General features: G+C 56.2%; 17 protein-coding genes. 10 read left to right on the top strand and 7 right to left on the bottom strand.

What is annotated here, in order from left to right:
• Nucleotides 1–13: 13 nt before the first annotated feature.
• Complete coding sequence (locus K5Y33_RS12855; protein ID WP_222234166.1) at nucleotides 14–925, bottom strand: ketopantoate reductase family protein; 912 nt, start codon at nucleotides 923–925, stop codon at nucleotides 14–16.
• 211 nt (nucleotides 926–1,136) lie between these two features.
• On the opposite strand from K5Y33_RS12855, the gene fusA reads away from it, so the two are divergent.
• Both fusA and K5Y33_RS12845 read left to right on the top strand, forming a co-directional pair.
• Nucleotides 1,137–3,233 (top strand): elongation factor G, encoded by a 2,097-nt coding sequence (gene fusA / locus K5Y33_RS12850; protein ID WP_222234165.1) that lies wholly within the window; start codon nucleotides 1,137–1,139, stop codon nucleotides 3,231–3,233.
• A 168-nt stretch (nucleotides 3,234–3,401) separates the two neighbouring features.
• The gene (locus K5Y33_RS12845; RefSeq protein ID WP_222184015.1) at nucleotides 3,402–3,995 is read left to right on the top strand and encodes a LuxR C-terminal-related transcriptional regulator; all 594 of its coding nucleotides are present in this window, start codon (nucleotides 3,402–3,404) and stop codon (nucleotides 3,993–3,995) included.
• A 151-nt stretch (nucleotides 3,996–4,146) separates the two neighbouring features.
• Here K5Y33_RS12845 and K5Y33_RS12840 read toward each other — a convergent pair whose 3' ends face one another.
• The 4 genes from K5Y33_RS12840 to K5Y33_RS12825 form a co-directional block, all read right to left on the bottom strand.
• Nucleotides 4,147–5,313: a CfaE/CblD family pilus tip adhesin gene (locus K5Y33_RS12840; RefSeq protein WP_192414661.1), complete on the bottom strand. Its 1,167-nt coding sequence runs from the start codon at nucleotides 5,311–5,313 to the stop codon at nucleotides 4,147–4,149.
• 9 nt (nucleotides 5,314–5,322) lie between these two features.
• Complete coding sequence (locus K5Y33_RS12835) at nucleotides 5,323–8,061, bottom strand: TcfC E-set like domain-containing protein (RefSeq protein ID WP_222234164.1); 2,739 nt, start codon at nucleotides 8,059–8,061, stop codon at nucleotides 5,323–5,325.
• Between the two features lie 77 nt (nucleotides 8,062–8,138).
• On the bottom strand, nucleotides 8,139–8,642 hold the full coding sequence (locus tag K5Y33_RS12830) for a CS1 type fimbrial major subunit (RefSeq protein WP_101761189.1): 504 nt from the start codon (nucleotides 8,640–8,642) through the stop codon (nucleotides 8,139–8,141).
• Between the two features lie 102 nt (nucleotides 8,643–8,744).
• Complete coding sequence (locus tag K5Y33_RS12825) at nucleotides 8,745–9,542, bottom strand: fimbrial protein (RefSeq protein ID WP_222234163.1); 798 nt, start codon at nucleotides 9,540–9,542, stop codon at nucleotides 8,745–8,747.
• A gap of 489 nt (nucleotides 9,543–10,031) precedes the next feature.
• On the opposite strand from K5Y33_RS12825, the gene K5Y33_RS12820 reads away from it, so the two are divergent.
• From K5Y33_RS12820 to K5Y33_RS12785, 8 genes are all read left to right on the top strand, one after another.
• Nucleotides 10,032–10,904 (top strand): hypothetical protein, encoded by an 873-nt coding sequence (locus K5Y33_RS12820; RefSeq protein ID WP_222234162.1) that lies wholly within the window; start codon nucleotides 10,032–10,034, stop codon nucleotides 10,902–10,904.
• A gap of 159 nt (nucleotides 10,905–11,063) precedes the next feature.
• Nucleotides 11,064–12,677, top strand: a complete 1,614-nt coding sequence (locus K5Y33_RS12815) for an ABC transporter substrate-binding protein (protein WP_222234161.1) — start codon at nucleotides 11,064–11,066, stop codon at nucleotides 12,675–12,677.
• A gap of 570 nt (nucleotides 12,678–13,247) precedes the next feature.
• On the top strand, nucleotides 13,248–13,772 hold the full coding sequence (locus tag K5Y33_RS12810) for a GNAT family N-acetyltransferase (protein ID WP_222234160.1): 525 nt from the start codon (nucleotides 13,248–13,250) through the stop codon (nucleotides 13,770–13,772).
• Nucleotides 13,773–13,808: 36 nt separating this feature from the next.
• Nucleotides 13,809–15,422, top strand: coding sequence for an ABC transporter substrate-binding protein (locus K5Y33_RS12805; protein WP_222234159.1), 1,614 nt, complete (start codon nucleotides 13,809–13,811; stop codon nucleotides 15,420–15,422).
• A gap of 13 nt (nucleotides 15,423–15,435) precedes the next feature.
• Complete coding sequence (locus K5Y33_RS12800) at nucleotides 15,436–16,428, top strand: ABC transporter permease (protein WP_061717675.1); 993 nt, start codon at nucleotides 15,436–15,438, stop codon at nucleotides 16,426–16,428.
• Nucleotides 16,425–17,258: an ABC transporter permease gene (locus tag K5Y33_RS12795; protein ID WP_222234158.1), complete on the top strand. Its 834-nt coding sequence runs from the start codon at nucleotides 16,425–16,427 to the stop codon at nucleotides 17,256–17,258. The genes K5Y33_RS12800 and K5Y33_RS12795 overlap by 4 nt, the downstream gene beginning before the upstream one ends.
• The gene (locus tag K5Y33_RS12790; protein ID WP_222234157.1) at nucleotides 17,255–18,862 is read left to right on the top strand and encodes an ABC transporter ATP-binding protein; all 1,608 of its coding nucleotides are present in this window, start codon (nucleotides 17,255–17,257) and stop codon (nucleotides 18,860–18,862) included. The genes K5Y33_RS12795 and K5Y33_RS12790 overlap by 4 nt, the downstream gene beginning before the upstream one ends.
• A gap of 10 nt (nucleotides 18,863–18,872) precedes the next feature.
• Nucleotides 18,873–20,213 (top strand): LLM class flavin-dependent oxidoreductase, encoded by a 1,341-nt coding sequence (locus tag K5Y33_RS12785; protein WP_222234156.1) that lies wholly within the window; start codon nucleotides 18,873–18,875, stop codon nucleotides 20,211–20,213.
• Between the two features lie 112 nt (nucleotides 20,214–20,325).
• Here K5Y33_RS12785 and K5Y33_RS12780 read toward each other — a convergent pair whose 3' ends face one another.
• Both K5Y33_RS12780 and K5Y33_RS12775 read right to left on the bottom strand, forming a co-directional pair.
• Nucleotides 20,326–21,111 (bottom strand): phosphate/phosphite/phosphonate ABC transporter substrate-binding protein, encoded by a 786-nt coding sequence (locus K5Y33_RS12780; RefSeq protein ID WP_370634126.1) that lies wholly within the window; start codon nucleotides 21,109–21,111, stop codon nucleotides 20,326–20,328.
• Nucleotides 21,008–22,075, bottom strand: a complete 1,068-nt coding sequence (locus tag K5Y33_RS12775; protein WP_222234154.1) for a fatty acid desaturase — start codon at nucleotides 22,073–22,075, stop codon at nucleotides 21,008–21,010. The genes K5Y33_RS12780 and K5Y33_RS12775 overlap by 104 nt, the downstream gene beginning before the upstream one ends.
• Nucleotides 22,076–22,079 lie beyond the last annotated feature (4 nt).

The following is a 22,079-nucleotide window of genomic DNA, read 5'->3' as shown; positions in this document are numbered from 1 at the left end:
ATGGCGACCAACGTTATAGGTTCTGCACATACACCTGCAAATTGACATACACCGCGTTCAGCAACGGCGTCACTACGCCGCTGCGTGCGCCGCGCACCAGCAGATCGCCAATCACCTGATCGGCCTCAATCTCAAAGCCCTGGGTTAAATCGCGGTACATCGACGAGGTCATCGCCGCTTGAGGATTGTTCAGCGTCTCATAAATCTTCGCCGTCACCGCCGGACGCTGCTGATAACCTTCCGCACTCAGCACCGCCAACACTTCGCCAAAAACGCCTTGCAGCAGCGCTTCGCCACCTTGTGACGTCAGCACCTGTTGCGTATTGCCACGCGCGATACAACACACCGCACCCAGCGTGCTGAGCAGCAACCATTTTTCCCACAGCTCGCTGATGATGTTGTCGGCAAACACCGTATCAAACTGCGCCACGCGCAGCGCTTCATCCACGCGCTGCAAACGCGCATCGTTGTGGCCGTCCAGCGCGCCGTAATAGAGAATATGCAGCGGTGTCATCTGCATCACTTCGCCATTTTCTCCCAGCGTGGCGTTGATTTTGCACAAGCCGCCAATCACCTTGTCGCCAAAACGCGCGCGCAGCGTATCGATATGCCGCATGCCGTTGAGGATCGGCATGATCAGCGTGTCCGGACCGACGGCGGGCGCGATGTCATTCATCGCCTGATCCAGCGCGAAGCTTTTCACCGTCAAGATAATCAGATCGTAATGGCCATCAAGCGAATCGGCATGCGCCAGCTGCGGCTGAATCACTTCGCTGCCGCCGGGCGTTTTCAGCACCAGACCGGTTTGCTGCAACTGTTGAAAACGGCGCTCGCGCACCAGAAAAGTCACATCACGTCCTGCTTGCGCCAGACGTGCACCAAAATAGCCGCCAGTGGCGCCAGCGCCCACTACCAGAATACGCATGGTCAATTTTCCCGTTGTGAGTGAAAGTCTTACCTTAAAGTGACCGGCGACGGCTTTCCAGCCCGTAAATGCTGAATCACCTACAAGATTTTAACGATGTTTAAAAAAGGCTCAAACTGTTCGTATTTACTCGTACAATAGGTTTAGGCTGTTGCGCAGCGGCGGGCAATGGTGCGCGCCGCAGAACGAGTCGAATGACTAAGGACGCATCATGCCCCGAACCCTCCCCATCGAACGTTATCGCAACATCGGCATCTCCGCGCACATCGATGCCGGTAAAACCACCACCACCGAGCGCATCCTGTTTTACACTGGAATGAGCCACAAGTTAGGTGAAGTGCACGATGGCGCGGCAACCACTGACTGGATGGCGCAGGAGCAGGAGCGTGGGATCACCATTACTTCGGCGGCGGTGAGCTGCTTCTGGCCGGGCATGGACGGCAGCTTTACGCCGCACCGTATCAACATCATCGATACGCCCGGACACGTCGATTTCACCATTGAAGTTGAGCGCTCAATGCGCGTACTCGATGGCGCGGTGATGGTGTATGACGCGGTTGGCGGCGTGCAGCCGCAGTCTGAAACCGTGTGGCGCCAGGCCAACAAATATCATGTGCCGCGCATCGCCTTCGTCAATAAAATGGACCGTCAGGGCGCGGACTTCTTCCGCGTAGTGCAGATGATGAAAGATCGCCTGCACGCCAATCCGGTGCCGATTGTCATTCCCATCGGCGCGGAAGAGCACTTCAGCGGCGTGGTCGATCTCAACAAAATGCGCGCTATTTACTGGGACGACGCCAGCCAGGGCATGAGTTTCAGCTATGCGCCGATTCCTGCTGAGTTGCAGGCACTCGCTGCTGAGTGGCGCGAGAACATGGTGGCAGCGGCGGCAGAAGCCAGCGAAGCACTGATGGATCGCTATCTGGAGCAGGGCGATCTCAGTGAAGAGGAGGTGGTTGCCGGATTGCGTCAGCGCACCTTGCTCGGTGAAATCCAGCCGATGCTGTGCGGCAGCGCGTTCAAAAACAAAGGCGTGCAGCGCATGCTCGACGCGGTGATTGAACTGATGCCTTCGCCGCTCGACGTACCGGCGGTGAGCGGCGTCAACGAGCAGGACGAACACGATGAACGTCATGCGGATGACAGCGAGCCGTTCTCGGCGCTGGCGTTCAAGCTGATGAGCGATCCCTACGTGGGTCAGCTGACTTTCGTGCGCGTCTACTCCGGCGTGCTGCGCAAAGGCGATAGCGTGTGGAACGCGGTGAAAGGGCGCAAAGAGCGTATCGGTCGCATCGTACAGATGCAGGCCAATGACCGTATTGAGATCGAAGAGATTCGTGCCGGCGATATCGCCGCCTGCGTGGGTTTGAAAGAGGTCACCACCGGCGAAACGCTGTGCGATCTTCATGCGGTGATCACGCTGGAGCGCATGGCGTTTCCCGATCCGGTGATTTCGCTGTCGATTGAGCCGAAAACCAAGAGCGATCAGGAGAAAATGGGCCTGGCGCTGCAGCGGCTGGCGGCCGAAGATCCGTCGTTCCGTCTGCACACCGATGAGGAATCGGGCCAGACGATTATTTCCGGCATGGGCGAGCTGCATCTGGAGATTATCGTGGATCGCATGAAGCGCGAGTTTGGCGTGGAAGCCAACATCGGTCGGCCGCAGGTTACCTATCGCGAAACCATTCGTAAAACGGTGCGTGAAGTGGAAGGTAAGTTTGTGCGCCAGTCGGGCGGTAAAGGTCAGTACGGCCATGTGGTGCTGACGCTGGAACCGCAGCAGGCGGGGGCCGGATTTGCCTTTGAAGATGCCACCAAAGGCGGCGTGGTACCGCGCGAGTTCATTCCTTCGGTGGAGAAGGGGATTCGTGAAGCGCTGAACAGCGGCGTGCTGGCTGGTTATCCGGTGGTGGACATCAAAGCCACGCTGACGTTTGGTTCGTACCACGATGTCGATTCATCGGAAATGGCATTCCGTATGGCGGCGATCTTTGGCTTTAAAGCCGCCGCGAAACTGGCCGATCCGGTGATCCTCGAACCGCTGATGCAGGTGGAAGTGGAAACGCCGGAAGAGTATGCCGGTGGCGTGATGGGCGATTTGTCGGCGCGGCGCGGTACGCTGCAAGGCATGGATGAACGCTTTGGTGCACGCATTATTCGCGCCGAAGTGCCGCTGTCCGAGATGTTTGGCTACGCCACCACGCTACGATCGATGTCGCAAGGCCGCGCCACTTACAGCATGGAGTTTGCGCACTATGCGGAAGCACCCCGCAACGTGGCTGAGAGCATCATCGCCGCGCGCGCCTAAGCTTTAGTGTGAAATCAGACCGGGCACAGAGGTAACACTTTGTACCCGGCCTACTTTTAAATCGACCTGTCGATCGCGTGAGTCATTTAGCACCAAAAATGGACAGTTAATTTCCGCCAGGAAGCCGATAGTATTCGCAGAATCAGGGATATTTATCGGAAATTAATCATGGATGTCATTTATCTGGATCAGTCTTGCTATCACCAGCAGGGCTTAATTGCGCTGCTGGAACATTCAAATATCACGTGCTGTAATACGCTTCGAGAAATGAAGGCGCTGATGCGTGACAGGGAAAAAACCGCCACTCTTTCGCCAATCATTATTTTTGATCTGCCAGAAAACTTCCGCGCGGCGCTGGCTCAGATAGATTATCTGACCAGACTAAAAATCACCTTGAACGCGACGCTGATTTTCTTTTCAGATTCAGTGAAAAACAAGATTAACTATAGCAGCCATGCCATCGCAGCCGATTGTTTTATCGATAAAAAATCTTCAACCGGTACCATTAGTACTAAGTTGGCAATGATGCTGTGCCAGCATAAGAGCGACCAGCTAATGACGGCTCCCGGATTAAATAATCATTTAACCAGGAAGGAGTTTAACTTTCTGCGATGCTTATTCACTTACGAATCGATTGAAGATGTGGCGAAAATAACCGGGATAAATAAAAAAACGCTCTATAGCCATCAGAATAAAATCGTTAAAAAACTCAATCTGAAAAACAGCCTGCATCTCTATCAGCGTTTCACCAATAATTTTTAAATCACAAATCTAATGCATAATACCGATAATTTGATAGCTGCGTCTAATCACCGCACATTCCGTAGCGGCGCGATTTATCGCGCAATAAATTGCGCCGCTACAGTATGTGCGCTCGGTAATTACAGTTTTTATGACATTACCGCCCGCGCCATTATTGCGTCGTCGGGGTATAAATAATTCTCAACGTCCCCTGATAACGGCCCGCTGTTTTTGACGATAACGTGAAGGCGGGTGTAACAAGCTGCATCGGCGCAGGAACGCACAGCACTGAATTGCTCTGTCCCGGTAACACAACCCGTCGCAACACACCTCTGTTGGTGCCACTCCAGATAATCTCACTGCCGTTCTCAACCACCTGACGCGCTTTGGTCAGCGGGTTGATTACTTCAATCGCATAATCGAGGCGATTTTGCGCCAGAGTTTTATCCGCGCCTGTGCGATATAGCGAAAACAACCCCGTTCCCCGGCCGGGCGCGGCTGCACCTTCGTCCTGAAACAATAGGCTAACCCGGTTGCTGTCAGAATTATTGCCGTCGTACAGGCACATATCCAGCGAACGGCTGCCGCTAACGGTGGTAGTGGCGCGCGCGCCGGGGAAGGTTTTTAAACCGAGATCCACAGTGGCGGCTGCATTGCCGAACTCCGGCAGATAGATCTGCTGGTTGCCGTAATCTGTCACCTTAAAGGTCATGTTGGCGATCCAGTCACCCATTTTCGTCACGTTGGTACAACCCACGTTTACGTTTTGCGAATTTCCGGTGCAGGACGTCACTGGCCACTGCATCAGCGACATTTTCAGCGTCGCGCTCCAGGTGCCCGCCGATGGGAATTTACTCAGCTCGGAAGAGGGAAGATAGGCCGAATAATCGGTGCCATCGCCACGTGGCGTGACGGCCCCGCCAAAGGCATTCATCGGCACCAGATTGGTCGCCACCACCACATTATTCAGCGAGCGTCTTTTGGTGAGATAGACATTCAGTACCAGCGTCTGTTTGGTGCTGCTTTCGGTAAACAACAGCGGCACGGGATAGGGTGACGGCGACGCTTCCAGCCAGACAGGTAATGTCAGGCAGGCACCATATTGATTGCTGGTGCGCGACTGGCAAACCAGCGTATTGCGGCCCCATTTTGGTGCGTCATTGGTATCGTAACCGCCATTTTCATTGGTCCAGATCGGCAATTGCGCCGGTACTGACATGCGGTCAAAGGTTACGGCAACGCTGGTATTGCGCCCTGAAGGCGTGAGCATGGCGGCCTGCACCTGCATGCCCGCGATGAGGGCCAACAGCGTCAGCGCGCTAAGAAATCTACTTTTCATCCAAAATCCCTATTGTTGTTGCTGCGAAGAAGGCGCGGTGCGTGCCAGCGGAACCTCATCCGCCTGGCGGGTGACAATCAGCATTTTTGCCCGTTGCTGCACATCCTGCGGCACTGAAGCCAGCTCGATGGGTTTGCAGTCGCTGTCGCCGACATAACGCACTACGTCATGGGTGCTTTTCACCTTCATTTCACAGCGGTACATCTGCATGCCGCGCACCATGTACAGATTTTTTATGCGGTGATCGGTCTCAGCGCTGAATCCGCCCTGGCCTAAACCGGACCAGCTGGCGACATTCAGCGGCGTGGCACCTTCCAGGGGACGCTGTTGATTGATCATCAGCCTGCCAAGCCAGGTGTAGCGCGAAACAATATTCACTTTGTTCACCAGCATGCGGCCCGGCGCGATAAACAGCGTGCGTCGTCCGGCACCTTGGGTGATTTCACTGCGCATGCCGTCGGTGGATTCGATGGAATCGTTGATGCTGATCGCGCTCTGGGTGTAAGCCGGTACGCTAAATAACGTGCGGCCGGTGCCGTGCAGGCTGGCGCTGCCCGCGCCATCAACGGAGACATCCACCCGCGTGTCGCGGCTTTCATCGCTGCTTGCCACATGTACGCCCACCGCCGCCCCGGGCAGGCCGTTGCCCCATTTGCCCCAATAGAGGCCGGAACGCGCTACCGCCAATGAGGAGTTGTAGCTGCCGCTGCTGCTGAAGCGCTGAGCGGATGAACCGGACGACGCAGAGCTGAATGCCAGGCTGCCGCTGCCGTATTCGCCCGCAGTTTTGCCGTAAACGGAAGCATTCAGAGTATTTTCCTGATTACCGTTGAGGTTCACGCCGATCTCCTGCTGATTCTGCGCATCGAAATACCAGTTTTGCGCCACGTTATAGCCAACCTGATCCTTGTTGTTGCGATCGGTTTGGTAGGTCATGCCGAGCGAACTGTAGCTCGAACGTGAATCGATGGTTGGCGTGCTGACGCGCGAGAGTGAGACGGAGAGGAAGCCACCGTTGTCGCGCTGAGTTCCGCTGCTGCTGGTGCGGGTAAAGAGATTGGCGCTGGTATTAATATTGAGTCCGTTGACGCTGAAGCCACGCCCCAGGCCAGCCTGCCAGGTGGTAGTCTGCGTTTTACTGTAGATGTTGCGGCGCGCCCACTGCGGCACGACGCCGTTATCATCCCACTGCACCGGAAGCACATTGCGGCCCTCGTTCTTGCTGGCGCTATAACCGGCATTCAGATACCAGCTTTTTACCGGCACGCTGAACATCAGGCTGCTGCTCTGGTAACACCCGCTGAAACCGTACTGCCCACCGTTGTTGCTATAGCAATCCTGCGCATACAGGGCGCTGCGGTAGAAACTGAGGGAAAATCCGTCGTTATAAGCGACCTGCTGGATATTGCCGCGCGAACCTTCGCTGCCTTTCAGGTAGCTAAAGCGGGTGGTGAGGATGCCGTCGAGCAGCGGATTATCAAATCCGTGGCTCCAGTCGAGTGCGCTTTCGATAAAGCGGTTGCGGTTGGTCACGGCGACACCGCCGGTCAGCGCAGCGTCTTGCATCACAGGCACTTTGATGCCCGCCTGCATCACGCGGCGATCGGCACCAGGTTGCGACGCTGCGCCGTTGCCCTGCATTTCGCGATCGGGAATGGAGCCGCCTTGCACAAACCATTCAATGTTCTGGCTGGTGGCATTACCGGTGCGGCTAAAAGGAACCTGTTGGGTACGCGACAACTGATTATCTTCATAGATACGTAGCGTCACGCTGTAGCTACCATTGGGAAAGGCGCTGGTATCAAGATTCTGCGTGCCGGCATTCAGGTAAAAGGTGCCAAGCAGTTGCTGCCCGCGATAAGCATCAATACGCGACGGGCGGGTAATAAAGACAGTGACCGGCGTGCCTTGCGCCGCCTGTGCGCGGTTCATCCAGGCGAGCGTCGAACCCACGCGCGCCCCTTCGATAGTGCTGAGCGGCAGCTGGCTTAAGGTAATGTTGCCGCCGGCGTTGCTGAAGATATCGCGCGAATCCATGCGTCCGGCCTGCACGTAATAGCGTTTGCCGAGATCGCGGCGCAGAAACACGTTGTTAAAACGCACTTCCTGATGACTTTGCTGACGGTATTTTTGCGCCAGATAGTCCCAGTCAATTCCGGCATAGCTGTTTTCAGTGAATCCTAGCGCGCCCGCCCCCTGCAGCGATAACGTCTGGTCATCGCGGTTGGTGACGAAGTTAATATTCTGCTGATGAATAAACGCCGCTTCCGTTTCGGCAGTTTGCTGGTAATAGGGCGATGAGTTGTCAGCCGCAAGCGGCACAAATTCCGGGCCGAGAAACAGCGCCACTTTGGCATTATTTTCGTCGTAGATCAGCGCGAGGGAGTCGGTTTCCAGATAGTCACAGCCCGCTGCGCCGCCGTTGCTGCTGCATGCCTTATTACCGTTGCGTGCCAAAGGTTCACTGATCAGATGGTCTAAGCGCTTTTCCTGCTGCGGATCCTTTTGATAATGCTGCATCACCGCCCGCGCAACCTGATGCGGTTTCAAGAACCTGACGCTATCCAGCGAAACAGAAGCTTCAAACAAGCCGAGCGATTGCCCGTAAACAGAAAGGTTGACCCACAGCGTCTGGCCGGTGACCAGCGATTCGAAACCAGGCGGAACCTGCGTGGCAGCACGAGGAGCGAGAGAAGGGATCAGGGTAATGAAAGAGGCTATTAAAGCGACGTGAATATTGACCTTCATTACAGCATCCTGCTGAAAAAGAATAATAAGGGGGCCGAGCGGCCCCCCGAAATAATTGATCAGTCAATGCCGACAAATTAGCTCTGCGTGGTAGCCTGCGTAATTAACAGGCTCACAACGCCGGAATAGGTGCCGGTTGCCAGCACGCCCGGCGTGGTCTGCGAAATTTTCAGTGGCAATACTGACGAACCGTTTGCGGTGCCCGCCGGGAACAGCGAGGCGTAAGTCAGGGCCGTGTTCGTGGTGGTGATCGGTTTTAAATCCGCACCCAGCGTGACGGTCAAAGGTACCGCTGTACCGGTAACGGTATTGTTAAGCTGAGCGGCACTCACCAGCGCAACGTTGATATTGGCAGTTTGCGAGTTCGACCAGATTTTGGTGTCCAGAGAATAGGTAGATAAACCACGGCCCGGAATATATTGCATATTAATGGTGCCGGGTAATGCGGTTCCGTCCGCCTGCGTCATATCCACCGTCGAATCAACATTCGCATTCACCGTAATATCTTTCTGCACCGCCTGTGCATTAAATACAGCCGTTAACGCAGCAGCGATGACTAGTGGTTTGATTAATTTTTGCATTTGTAGCTCCGTGAAAATCCTTGTACTGGCCGTAAATGACCGTCTCATGGGTAATGAACTGCTTTATAACAAACAGGTTGTTATTCCTTTAATACGTGTTGATCAGTGTCCGATAACGTACTCGGCGATATTCCGCGTATTGAGATCAACATGTTTTATTCTGACTTCCTGGGCAGCGGCTAATTCTGCCGAACTCCAGGCTTTAAAACGCAATGTCTCATCCGGATAAACCGTGGCGTGTTCTTTTTTCCACTGACAGCTGCTGCTGCTATGTTGTTTTGAGCAAACCGCGACCTCACGAATCACTACGCGAACCGTGCCAGCGTTTTTGACTTCGCCTGATGCTGATTGCGTGAGCGATAATCTGGCATTACGCGGCGGAATATGTACCAGCACGCCCCAGACTAAATTGATGCCGACCTGGTTGCTGATGTTATTATTCTGCGGCGATTTATCTTTCAATTCATCCGGGGCAGCCACGGCCTCGAAGTAAACGCGCCAGGCAGTCTCTTTTTCTGGCGGTTGTAATGAAATCAGCCGAATAATGCGTTGTGAACCGGAAGCCAGCGCGAATTTATCCGGAGTGGCGATAAGCGATGGCGAAACGGCATCTTCAACCAATATTTCTTTTTCAAACGGTGTTGCAGGGCGCTCAATTCGCTTGATGCTGACGCGAATAAACTGCGCTTCACCGCTTTGCGATAATGTCTGCACCTGTGCCGCACCCTGATTATTTAGGGTGACTTCCATCGGATAGACACTCATATTCGCCCATGCCGCTGGCATGGAAATAAAACCCATGAGAATCAGTGGGTAAGAGATTTTTTTCACCAGAGTATTATGGCTTAAAATAGCCATTGAAAGGCCGTGACGCAGTGTCTTATGCGGTGAGTCGTCCATGATAAATCCTTATAAATTCCATCAAAAATCTGTCGGATATTCCCTGTATGAATCGGCTTAGCTATAAACCGGTCTCACTTAACCAAGTGGAATAACCGTGCGTTAAGAAAGTTCTCATATGGGCTTTGTTAAGTCACTGTCCATTTTTGTGGTTAATTTTTTTAAGCCGTGCTACAAAGGGAATACTTGAGGAAATATCGCGACCTAACTTAATGAAATAATTGTAAAAATAAAGATCAATTTTCAGGCATTAGAAACGGGCATGTCAGCTCAGAATAAATCAAGCTTTACATAAAATAGTCCATTGATGGTAAGATCGTGCCCAGAAGGGCAAAAAGACCCATGTTAATCTTAAAATATTAACCTCAGAAATAATACCTCCATAAAGCATCATCAACCGCCTCTCAACAGGATTTAAATAAATCCAGGAGCATGAGAGTGATTTTCTAAAAATTTTATAATTGATAACCAGGCACACCACACAGCAATATGAAAAGCAAACAGCAACTCACAGCATTAATTCACCAACGCGCAGCCGAGATTAAGTCAAATGACAACATCTCGTTAGTTATGCAGAAGCATTACAAACTGTTGTTCAGACTGTATCTGACTAAGCCGCTCTATTTTAAAGTCATTTTTAAAGCTAATCGCTTTATTATTGGCTCGGCCATCATGGCGTACGCCTTCACTTCAGCAAACCCAACGCTGCGTGATGTTAAAGACTTTTGTAAAAAAACCGGTCTGATTAGCGACAACACTATTGATTCCTTTCTGCTCTTTATTCGGGTAGGTGGGCGTATGGAAGTTAAAAAGGACGCGCAGGATAAACGAAAATTAACCTACACGGTGACCCGCAAAGCGCTGGATGAAACGCGGGCTTTAATTAATACCATGATGATTCCTTACGGTATGTTGTACGACGATTTCGATGTTTCGGCTTGCCTGAAAATGGAAAACTTTCATGCGGAATACTTCAAAAAATACGCTGAAATCACGCTCAAGCATGTTTACTTGTTCGATATGGTGCCAGAGAGTAAAGCCTTCATTTTCAGGGATGCCGGGCACATGCTGTTGATGGATCTGTACATCGAGAGTCTGCAACAAAAAACCACTGTTATTGAGTACAACTACCTGAAAGCGTCAGTGAAATGTGGTGTTTCGCGCTCGCACATTAAACGCTGCCTGCAGGACGCTGAAGCAGCCGGGTTGCTGACGCTGAATAAAACCAGTAATACGCTCATTTTGCATCTCTCCTTTATGCAGATGGCGCTGGATTATTTTGCGGTCTATATGGCGATGGTCGAGTACGGGTTGCGCGGTTTAACTGGCGTGCCTCAGCTACCGGCGAGCCTGTCACGATAATCTGCTTTTTCGCTGACTGGTGAATTGCCAAATCCAACAAATCGATTGCCACTATTGTCGTTTTACATTTATTTGTCCGGGTTTTAATAATTCAGCGGGAATTAATACAGGCCAGATTAAGGCCTTACATAATATTTACCTGCAATTACCAAGGACACTATGAAATTAACTTCAATAGCTTTGGCATTAGGTTTTAGCCTCCTGGGAAGCACGATTAACGCGGTAGCCGCCGACCAACCGGTAAGCGGCGGCAGCCTGACGGTCGGTGTTGAAACCGAGCCGACCACTTTTAACCCGCAGCTTAACGGTCAGGACAAAGCGGAAATCACGCTGCGTAACTTCTGGGAATCACTGCTGGCGCGCCGCCCGGATGGCAGCTTTGTGCCGTGGCTGGCGCAGAGTTATGAAGCCAGCCAGGATGGTAAAGTGATCCGCTTTAATCTGCGTCAGGACGTCACCTTCTCTAACGGCGAGAAGTTTGATGCCAACGCGGTGGCAGATAACTTCCGTCAAACTCAGGTCGCGCAATACTGCGCCGGCACCAGTTTGTGCCTGATGGGTTCGCATATTGAGAAGATTGAAACGCCGGACGATCACACGGTGGTGATCACCCTGAAAGAGGTCTACTCACCGTTTCTGTCCTTCGCTGCGGGCTTGCAGATTCTGGCGCCGGCCAGCTGGAAATCTCCACAGCTGAAATCGGGCGGCAAAGATCTGGCGGGCACCGGGCCGTTTATTCTCGAAAGCTATGAGAAAGGCCAGCAGGTGACCTACGTTAAAAACCCGAAATACAACTGGGCGCCAGCCACCGCGCAGCATCAGGGACCAGCGTATCTCGATCGCGTAACCTATCGCTTCCTGCCGGAATCTTCGGTGCGCACTGGCGCGCTGCTGTCTGGTCAGGTTGATGCTATTGAAGGCATTTCCGGTAACGATGCCGGTGAGTTCAAAGACAATCCCGACTTTACCTATCAGCATGCGCTGAACACTGGTACGCCATATTCTCTGTTCCTCAACGTGGAATATGGCCCGACGCAGGATGTGAAAGTGCGTCAGGCATTACTACAAGGGCTGGATATCGATCCGCTGCTGAAGTCGGTGTATCGCGGCGAACGCACCCGCGCGTGGGGCATCACGTCGCCCATCGATCCGCTTTACAACAAAGAGCTAGAGGGCAAATACGGCAACAATCCGGATGCGGCCAATACCCTGCTGGATGAAGCAGGATGGAAAAACCGCGATGGCGAAGGCTTCCGCACCAAAGATGGTCAGCGTCTGCGCATTGAGCTGATTCAGGCACAGGCAACGGTGCGCGACCAGCGCGATGTGCTGCTGCAGGCGATTCAGGCGCAGGCGCGTCAGCGTCTTGGCGTGGATCTCAAGCTGAACTACGTTGATTCTGGTACTTATGCCGATGTGCGTAAAAGCGGCAAGTTTGGCACCATCGCCAACTCCAACACGCCAACCGATGGCGTGGATATCGAAAACCACTATCGTCCGATCGCTCAGGGCGGCGCAATTAACTATAGCCGCGTCAACGATGAGAAGATCAATGGCTTGCTGGATAAAGCCGCCAGCACGCTGGATCTTAAGAAACGCCGCGATTTCTACAGCCAACTGCAGCAGGTCGCATTACCGCAACTGGCATTGGCAGTGCCGCTCTACGAACCGGAAGATCAGTTAGCCACCGCCAGCTACGTGCATGGCTACGGTTTCCGCAGCTATAAGCAGATGCCAGAAAGCGTTTACGATGTGTGGGTAACTAAACCGTAATATCGCCCGTTCCGGCTCCGCCTTTCGCCCGCGTCCTGCGGGCTCTCCTGGCTTCCTCGCTGCGTTCAGCGCTGCGGATTGCCTGCCCAAAAGTGGCCCCGGCCTGCTTAAACTTCTGTGCGTGTTTTTGAAAAGGGCACATTTGCTAAAGGCGCTGGCGCGTCTGCTGCGGCAAAAGGGCTATCCGCAGCGCTGAGGCTTTTACGTTGGGCCAGGAGCCTCACGCAGGGATGCGTGAGGCAGTTCGGGGCCGGCCAGGACGGCCGATCCGCGAACGGTCCGTTTGGCACAACGTTGAAGCCGAAGGTACCGCGTAAGCGGCGCGAGGACGGCCCGTGACGCAGCAGATGTGTCAGAGCCCGCTACCTGTTCAAAGCAAAATGCTTGCTTAACTGACAAGCATTACGCCATTAATGGCGACCCTACGAGGGTTTTATTTCCGTGGGCATTATTGCATCGCAATAAAATACCATTTCCCATATTCAACAAATCGATTGCCGTTATTCTCGGTTTACTTTAATCCGCCGGATTTTAATACTTTCGGCAGGATTGAATAAGGAAATGGTCACCATGAGTCAGCTAATTGAAGTTGCCAAGCCCGACGATGCGGAAGAAATATTTGCGCTATTGCAACGCGCCTATGCTGCGCTGGTGGCGCTGGATGTGCATTTCACCATTTCACAGGGCAACGTCGAGCAGGTGCGCCGCGTCATCGAGCAGGAAACCGTGCTGGTGCTACGCAAATGGAAACGCGCGGTGGCGACCGTCACGGTGCGTTTTCCGTGGAAGCAGGATGAACATGCGCCTTCGTCGCTGCCGTTTATCCACTGGTTCGCCGTCGACCCTGATTACAAAGGGCAGGGCTACGGCCGCGACATCATCACCTACGCCGAAGAAACCCTGCTGAAAGAGACGCTGAAAGCGCCGGGCGTCTATCTCGCCACCGCCATCAAGCATCCATGGCTGAGCGAGCTCTATCTGCGTCGCGGTTATCAACCGTTCCATCACCGCACCAATCCATTAGGCGAAGCGCTGGTGTTTCTGAAAAAGGAATTCAACCCGCCAGCCGATCAACCCATCGCCAAAATCGCCTGAATAACTAAAAAAGCACCTGCAACCACCAAGGATCTTATGAAAGCGAATTCAATCACTCTCGCGCTGGGTGTGACCTGCCTGCTGGGAAGCGCATCTCTTTTAGCCGCTGAGCAACCGCGCAGCGGCGGCAGCTTAACCTTCGGCGTCGAAACTGAACCCGTGCCGTTTAACCCGCAGCTAAATGGGCAATCCAAAGCGGAAGTGACGCTGCGCAACGTGTGGGAATCGCTGCTGGCGCGTCGAACCGACGGCAGCTTTGTACCGTGGCTGGCAGAAAGTTATGAGGTCAGTCCGGACGGCAAAGTGTATCGCTTTAGCCTGCGCCGCGACGTCACCTTTTCCAACGGCGAGAAGCTGGATGCTAACGCGGTGGCCGAGAATTTCCGCCATGTGCAGGATGCAAAGTATTGCGCCGGCAGCAGCATCTGCGCATTGGGCGCGAGAATTGCCAGCGTGGCGACGCCAGACGATCACACCGTCACCATCACGCTGAAGCAGGGCTATTCGCCGTTCCTGTCGTTCGCCGCCAAATTGCAGATTCTGGCACCGGCCAGCTGGAACTCGCCGCAGCTGAAAGCCGGTGGCAAAGAGATTGCGGGCACCGGGCCGTTTATTATCGAGAGCTACGAAAAAGGCCAGCAGGTGACATTCGTACGCAACCCGCACTACAACTGGGCGCCCGCCACCGCTAAGCATCAAGGCCCGGCCTATCTGGAACGCGTGACCTATCGCTTCCTGCCGGAATCCTCGGTGCGTACCGGCGCGCTGCTGTCCGGGCAGCTGGACGCGATTGAAGGGATTTCCGGTAATGACGCCAGTGAATTCAAAGACAATCCCGACTTCACTTATCAGCACGCGCTGAATACCGGCACGCCATATTCACTGTTCCTTAATGTGGAATACGGCCCGACGCAGGATGTGAAAGTGCGTCAGGCATTACTACAAGGGCTGGATATCGATCCGCTGCTGAAGTCGGTGTATCGCGGCGAACGCACCCGCGCGTGGGGGATTACTTCGCCGGTCGATCCGCTCTACAACAACGATCTCGAAGGTCAGTATGGTAACAATCCCGCTGTCGCCAACCAGCTGCTGGATGAAGCGGGCTGGCAAACGCGCGACAGCGACGGTTTCCGCACCAAAGACGGCCAGCGCCTGAGCATTGAAGTGATTCAGGCGCAGGCAACGGTGCGCGATCAACGCGATGTGCTGCTGCAGGCGATTCAGGCGCAGGCGCGCCAGCGTCTCGGCGTGGAGATCAAACTGCGCTATGTCGATTCTGGCACCTACACCGACGTGCGCAACACCGGCCACTTCGGCTCGATTGCTAACTCGAATACCGAAACCGACGGCATCGATATCGAAAACCACTATCGCCCAGTAAAAGCTGGCGGGCCGATTAACTACAGCCGCGTCAACAGCCCGCAAATCAACGGCTGGCTCGATCAGGCGGCAGCGACGCTGGATATTAATCAGCGCCGTAAATTCTACAGCCAGCTGCAGCAATACGCGCTGCGACAGCAGGCGCTGGCGATCCCGCTGTATGAACCAGAAGACCAGATCGCCACCGCCAGCTACGTGCACGGTGCCGGTTTCCGCAGTTTTAAACAGATGCCGGAGAACGCGTACGACATCTGGCTCAGCGACCACTAATCAGGAGGCGAAGATGAGTCTGGAAAGCATTGTCACCCGCACGCCACGCGCGCGTCGGCCATCGGTGTGGCGCAGCGACCTGACGCGCCGCATCGTCAGCCGCCTGCTGGGCGGCGTATTGGTGCTATGGGCGGCGGTTTCGCTGGCCTTTCTCGGCGTGCATCTGGCGCCGGGCGATATCGTCAGCCTGCTGATCGGTGAGCAGCTGCGCACGCCGGCCATTGAGGCGGCGATCCGCGCCGAATGGGGCCTGAACGAACCGCTGTGGTGGCAATATCTGCACTATATGTGGCGCGTGCTGCACGGCGATTTTGGTCGTTCTTACATGCTGAATACCGAAGTCAGCCATCTGTTGGCCACGCAGCTGTGGCCCACCATCAAACTGACGCTGGCGGCGCTGCTGGTCAGCATTATTTTTGCGGTGGTGATTGCCGTCGGCACCGCGCATCGTCGCATTGGTCGCCGCGTGGCTAACGGTGTCGAGCTGCTGCTGGCCTCCACGCCCTCTTTCTGGATGGGCATCGTGCTGCTGTTTATTTTCAGCTTCACGCTGCGCTGGTTCCCGGTGGCGGGCGATCGCTCGCTGTCGTCGCTGGTGCTACCGGCGCTGGCGCTCGGTCTGGCGCAGGGCGCGGTGATCGCTCAGCTGCTGCGCCGCGAGCTGGAGCGCGCGCTGGATGCGCCATTCACCCTCACGCTGCGCGCGTGGGGCGTAGGGGAAACCACCATTCGTCTGCGCCACGCGCTGCGTCATGCGGCGCTGCCTGCCGTCACGTTAACCGGCTGGCTGGTGGGCGGATTGCTGAGCGGCGCGGTGATTACTGAACAGGTATTTGGTCGTCCCGGTCTTGGCAAACTGACCGTCGATGCCGTGCTGGCGCAGGATCTGCCGGTGGTGCTGGCTGTAGCCATTCTCTCGGCGCTGATCTACGTGGTGATGAGCACCCTGGTTGACATCCTGTCGCTGTGGATTGATCCGCGTCTGCGCGGGGAGAGCAAATCATGATTGCCGCACTGCAACGTCTTCCGGTTGCGCTGCCCGCCGCGGTGTGGGCAGCGATTCTGTTTATCATTGTATTGTCTATCGCGGTGATCGCGCCGCAGTGGCTGGCGCACAGCGATCCGCTGCTGGCCGATCCAGTTAACGCGCAGCTGCCGCCGTCGGCGCAACATTGGTTAGGCACCGACCAGCTGGGACGCGATCTGCTGACGCGCGTGATCTACGGCAGCCGCTATTCGCTGCTGATCAGCGTGGCGGCGATGGCACTGGCGGTGGTGTTTGGCACCTTGCTGGGATTGGTGGCGGCGCTGGCGCGTGGCGTGGTTGATGAGCTGTTGAGCCGCGCGGTGGATGTGATTTCCGCCTTTCCCGATCTGCTGCTAGCGCTGATGCTGATCGCCTTTACCGGGCCCGGCACTAACAACCTGATTATCGCGCTCGGCGTCGCATCGGTGCCGCGTTTTGCCCGCGTGGTGCGGGCACAAACCTACAGCGTGATGACCTCCGGGTATGTTGAACAGGCGCGCACCTTTGGCCTGTCACGCTTCACGCTGATCACGCGCCACATTTTGCCGCACGCCATTGCGCAGGTGCCGGCGCTGGCCACGCTGGGGCTCGGCACCGCGATTATCGGTACCGCCGGACTGAGTTTCCTCGGCATGGGGCCGCAGCCACCGACCGCCGAATGGGGCCTGATGCTGGCGGAAGGACGCAATTATCTGCGTAACGCATGGTGGATCGCCGTGTGGCCGGGCGTGTTTATCACGCTGACGGTGATTGCGGTGAATACGCTGGGTCGTTACTGGCAGGCACGTTTTGAAGGACGATCCGCATGAGCCAGCCGTTTATTGATATCCAGAATCTCTCGATTCGTTTCGGGCCGCAGCAGGTGGTGAAAAACCTCAACCTGCAGGTCGCGGCGGGCGAATCCGTGGCGCTGGTCGGGGAATCCGGTTCCGGCAAAACCCTGACCGCGCGCAGCCTGCTTGGCCTGCTGCCGGAGGGCGCAGTATTAACCGCCGACCGTTTCACCATTGACGGCCGCGATATGCGCCACGCCAGCCGCAGCGACTGGCGCGCGCTGCGCGGTCGCCGCATTGGCTATGTGTTGCAGGACGCGTTGGTGTCGCTCGATCCGCTGCGCCGCATTGGTCAGCAGCTGAGTGATGCCCTAAGCGCCGCCGGTCATCGCAACAATTTGCAGGACAAAAGCCTCGCACTGCTGAAGGCGGCGGGCATTCACGATGCCGAAAGCCGCCTCGAACGCTATCCGCATCAGCTCTCGGGCGGCCAGCGCCAGCGTGCGTTAATTGCTACCGCGCTGGCCGGTACGCCAACCTTGTTGATCGCCGATGAACCGACCACCGCGCTGGATATGACGGTGCAGCGCCAGATTCTACAACTGCTGGCGCAGCGCCGCCGCGACGGCCACGGCCTGCTGCTGATCAGCCACGATTTGGCGGTGGTGGCGGAACTGGCGGATCGCGTGCTGGTGATGCGCGATGGCGAAGTGGTGGAGCAGGGCAACAGCGGCCCGCTGCTCCATCGTCCGCAACACGCCTGGACGCAGCGCCTGCTGCGCGCGGTGCCAACGCCCGCCACGCGCGGTCTGCGCCTGAGCGCGGCTGAACCGACGCCGCTGCCGCCGCGCCCGACATGCAGCAGCGCACCGTTGCTGGAAGGCATCGGCCTGCATAAAGCCTATGGCGATCGCCTGGTGCTCAACGACATCAACTTCACGCTGCACGCCGGAGAGACGCTTGGCGTGGTCGGCGAATCCGGCTCCGGCAAAACCTCGCTGGTGAAAGTGGTGATGGGCTTAACCGAACCGGACAGCGGCACCCTCCTGCTGGAAGGTGAGCGCTGGGATCGTCTGCCGGAGAAAGCGCGCCGCGCCCGGCGTGCGCGCTTGCAGCTGATCGCGCAGGATCCGTTCAGCTCATTCGACCCGCGCTACACGGTGGAGAAAATTATCGGCGAAAGCCTCGATAGTGCCGGAATTTACGGCGATGCGCGGCGTCAGCGCGTGCGTCAACTGCTGGATGAAGTGCAGCTCGGCGATCGCTTCCTGCAGCGTTATCCGCAGCAGCTGTCCGGCGGCCAGCGCCAGCGCGTGGCGATTGCGCGCGCTTTTGCACCGAATCCGGCGCTGCTGGTGGCCGATGAGCCGGTCAGCGCGCTCGATGTTTCGGTGCAGGCGCAGGTGCTGGATCTGCTGGCCGATATGCAGGCCGAACACGGCACCGCGCTGCTGTTTATCTCTCACGATCTCGGCGTGATCCAGCATCTGGCGGATCGCGTGCTGGTGATGCAGAACGGGCAAGTGGTGGAGAGCGGGGCGCTGCAGCAGGTGTTCGCCGCGCCGCAGCATCCGTGGACGCAAAAACTGTTACAGGCGCTGCCGGTCATTCCTGACTGGCAGCCCGCGAACGCATACTAAGGAGAGCAGAATGAGTCAGACACAACGCCAGCTGCGGCTGGGCGCGATTATTCAGGGTGTATCCGGCAACATGTCGGCATGGCGTCATCCCGATGCGGTGGCGGATGCCAGCATTAACATCGATTACGTGCTGGATCTGGCGCGCAAAGCTGAGCAGGCGAAGATCGATTTCCTGTTTGTCGCCGATGGCTTGTACATCACGCCGCAGTCGATTCCGCACTTCCTCAACCGTTTTGAGCCGATCACCTTGCTGTCGGCGCTGTCGCTGGTGACCCAGAAAATCGGTCTGGTCGCTACGCTTTCCACCTCCTACAGCGAGCCGTTTACCGTGGCACGCCAGTTCGCCAGCCTCGATCATCTGAGCGGCGGTCGCGTCGGCTGGAACGTGGTGACGTCGCCGCTGGAAGGTTCGGCGAAAAACTTCTCGCGCAGCATCCATCCAGAACACGACGAGCGTTACCGCGTTGCCAGCGAGTATTTGCAGGTGGTGAAAGGACTGTGGGATTCGTGGGAAGGCGATGCCTTTGTGCGCGACAAACAGAGCGGAGAATTCTTCGCCGCCGAGAAGCTGCATACGCTGAATCATAAAGGACACTACTTCTCGGTGCAGGGACCGCTCAACGTGGGTCGCTCGCCGCAGGGCCGTCCGATTGTGTTCCAGGCAGGCGCTTCGGAAGCGGGCAAAGCTTTTGCCGCCGAAGCCGCCGATGCCATTTATACCCGCCAGGAAACGCTGGAGCAGGCGCGCGAGTTCCGTGAAGACGTCCGTCGCCGGCTGGTGGCACGCGGGCGCGATGCCGATGATATCCGTGTGTTCCAGGGCATCAGCGTGATTATTGGCGAAACGGAACAGGATGCCGAGCGCCGCTATCAGCAAACCGCCGAGCTGGTGACCATCGATAAAGCGCTGGAGTATCTTGGCCGCTACTTCGAGCATCACGATTTCAGCCAGTATGCGCTGGATGAAGCTTTCCCGGACATTGGCGAGTTGGGCAGCAACAGCTTCCGCAGCACCACCGACAAGATCAAACAGAACGCGCGCGAACGTGGCTTAACGCTGCGCCAGGCGGCGCTGGAAGAAGCGACGCCGCGTCCGAGTTTCCTGGGTACGGCGGAGCAGGTTGCCGAAGGGCTGGCAAACTGGTTCCTGCAGGGCGCAACCGACGGTTTTATCGTGCGTGGCGGTACGCCAACGGCGTTTGATGATTTTGTGGCGCAGGTCATTCCGCTGTTGCAGGCGCGGGGTATTTATCGCAAAGAGTATGAAGGCGAGACGCTGCGTGAAAATCTCGGCTTGCCCGAACCCGAGAATCAGTTTGCGGCGCAGCGGCACAGGGTCGAAGTGGCTTAAAGGTCAAATGAACGCGATGAATCGCGCCGCTACGAATATGTGCGCTTTATGTGTACGGTAATCAATCACCGCACATTCCGTAGCGGCGCAATTTATTGCGCAATGTTGAACATCACAACGCCGTCACGCCCAGCGCGGCGGCGCGATCTTTCCACTCCCGCACTTCGTCATAAAACGCCCGATCGCTCACGCTGAATCCACTAATCAAACTCTCCGCTAACAGATCCTGATAACGCTTATCGCTGGTCAGTTCGCTCAACGCACTGCGCAATTTCTCAAGGGTTGCTGCATCGGTTTTGGCTGACGTAATAAGCGGCAGCGCGGCGCACAGCGGTGTTTCGCCGATGATCTCCAGCCCCGCCAGCTCCTGCGGGAAATTGCGGCGCAGCAGCGCCCAGGTGATGCAATCAATCGCCGCGATATCCGCCTCGCCCGCGCGCAACGCCGCCAGCGACTGACGATGGCTGCCGCTGAAGCGGGTTGCGCTGAAGAATTTCCCGTCCTGCGCTAGCGGCGCAATCACGTAGCGCAGCGAGTTGAAACCGGAGTGGGAATCGTTGCTGTTGCACACCGCGCGCCGTCCGCGAAAGTCGCTTAGCGTCAGGTTCTCATCTGCGCTGCGCGCTACCAGCCAGCTGCGATAACGCTGGCCGTCGCAGCCCTGGGCGCTGGAGAGGAAGGTGCCAACCAGCTGCACATCGGGCAGCAGCTCCACCAACGGATAACCACAGGTTTGGCTCAGCAGCAGCCGGTCATCGCGCCAGTGCGGCAGTAAATCCTGCGGCCAGCTAACTTCAGCTGGCACGCCGCGTTGTTGCAGCAGCGTCGTTAGCGCTGAGGTCAGGCCGAGAGTCGCCTGATGATTGATGTCGTACATCGGTAACGAAAGAGTGGGCATCCTGTGCATCCTTTTGCGTACCCGGATGGGCATTAACCTCGACCGATTTGCGCCAGAAGCGGGTTATCCATTCGCCATAACCGGCGACGCGAAAACCGTGGTTACGCTGGTGATAACCATCGCGATACAGCAAATAGACTTTGCGTAATCCGTACCACGGCAAACCGGGTAGATCGTGATGTACAGAATGATAGTTGAGATTGAGGAACAGCAAACGCCATGGCAACGCGGCTTCGTTATTGACCGAGCGCGCCAGCGGCTCCTCGTCGGCACGATGCTCGTAGAAGGATCGTACTTTGGTCAGCATCAGCGCCGGATAACTCACCGTCAGCACCAACCACAGCGGCGAGAAGCCGTGCAGCGTCATCCAGTAAAACAGCCCGCTCAGTAAGGTGAGATGAATAATCCACATCGCCATCGCCGGTTTATCGCGATCAATAAATGCATGCACCAGTTTTTTGAGGGTGGCGGCCATATCCAGCAGCGGGCCTATCAGCAAACGTCCGGGAAAGGTGTTGCGTAGATGAATCACCTGCTGCTGCCACGGCTTGAGTTGCGCCCAGCGCGCCGGCGAAAGGTAGTAGGTTTCCGGATCTTCATCGGGATCGGTCAGCGTGTGGTTGCGGTGATGCGCCAGATGCGAGTCGCGGTATAAGCCATACGGATACCACACCGCCAGCGGCAGCGTGCCGAACAGCTGGTTGAGACGGGGAAAACGCGTCGGGTGGCCGTGAATCAACTCGTGCTGCAGCGACATATACCAGGTGGTAAACAGGACCAGCAGCAGCGTGCTCAGCGTTAACCCCAACGTTCGCCAATAGACAACGCTGGCGAACCAACCGCCGTACACCGCCACCATCAATAGCCACGTTGGCAATTCGCTACGCCACAGCCAGCTGCGCGCCAGTTGATGCACCACGTCACGCTGTTGCGCACTGAGATAGGCGGATGTCCCTTTACTCATGGTG

The organism is Pantoea sp. DY-17 (genome assembly GCF_019795975.1).
In the GTDB taxonomy this organism is placed as follows: Bacteria; Pseudomonadota; Gammaproteobacteria; order Enterobacterales; family Enterobacteriaceae; genus Pantoea; species Pantoea leporis.
This window is presented reverse-complemented; position numbering and strand designations above follow the sequence as displayed.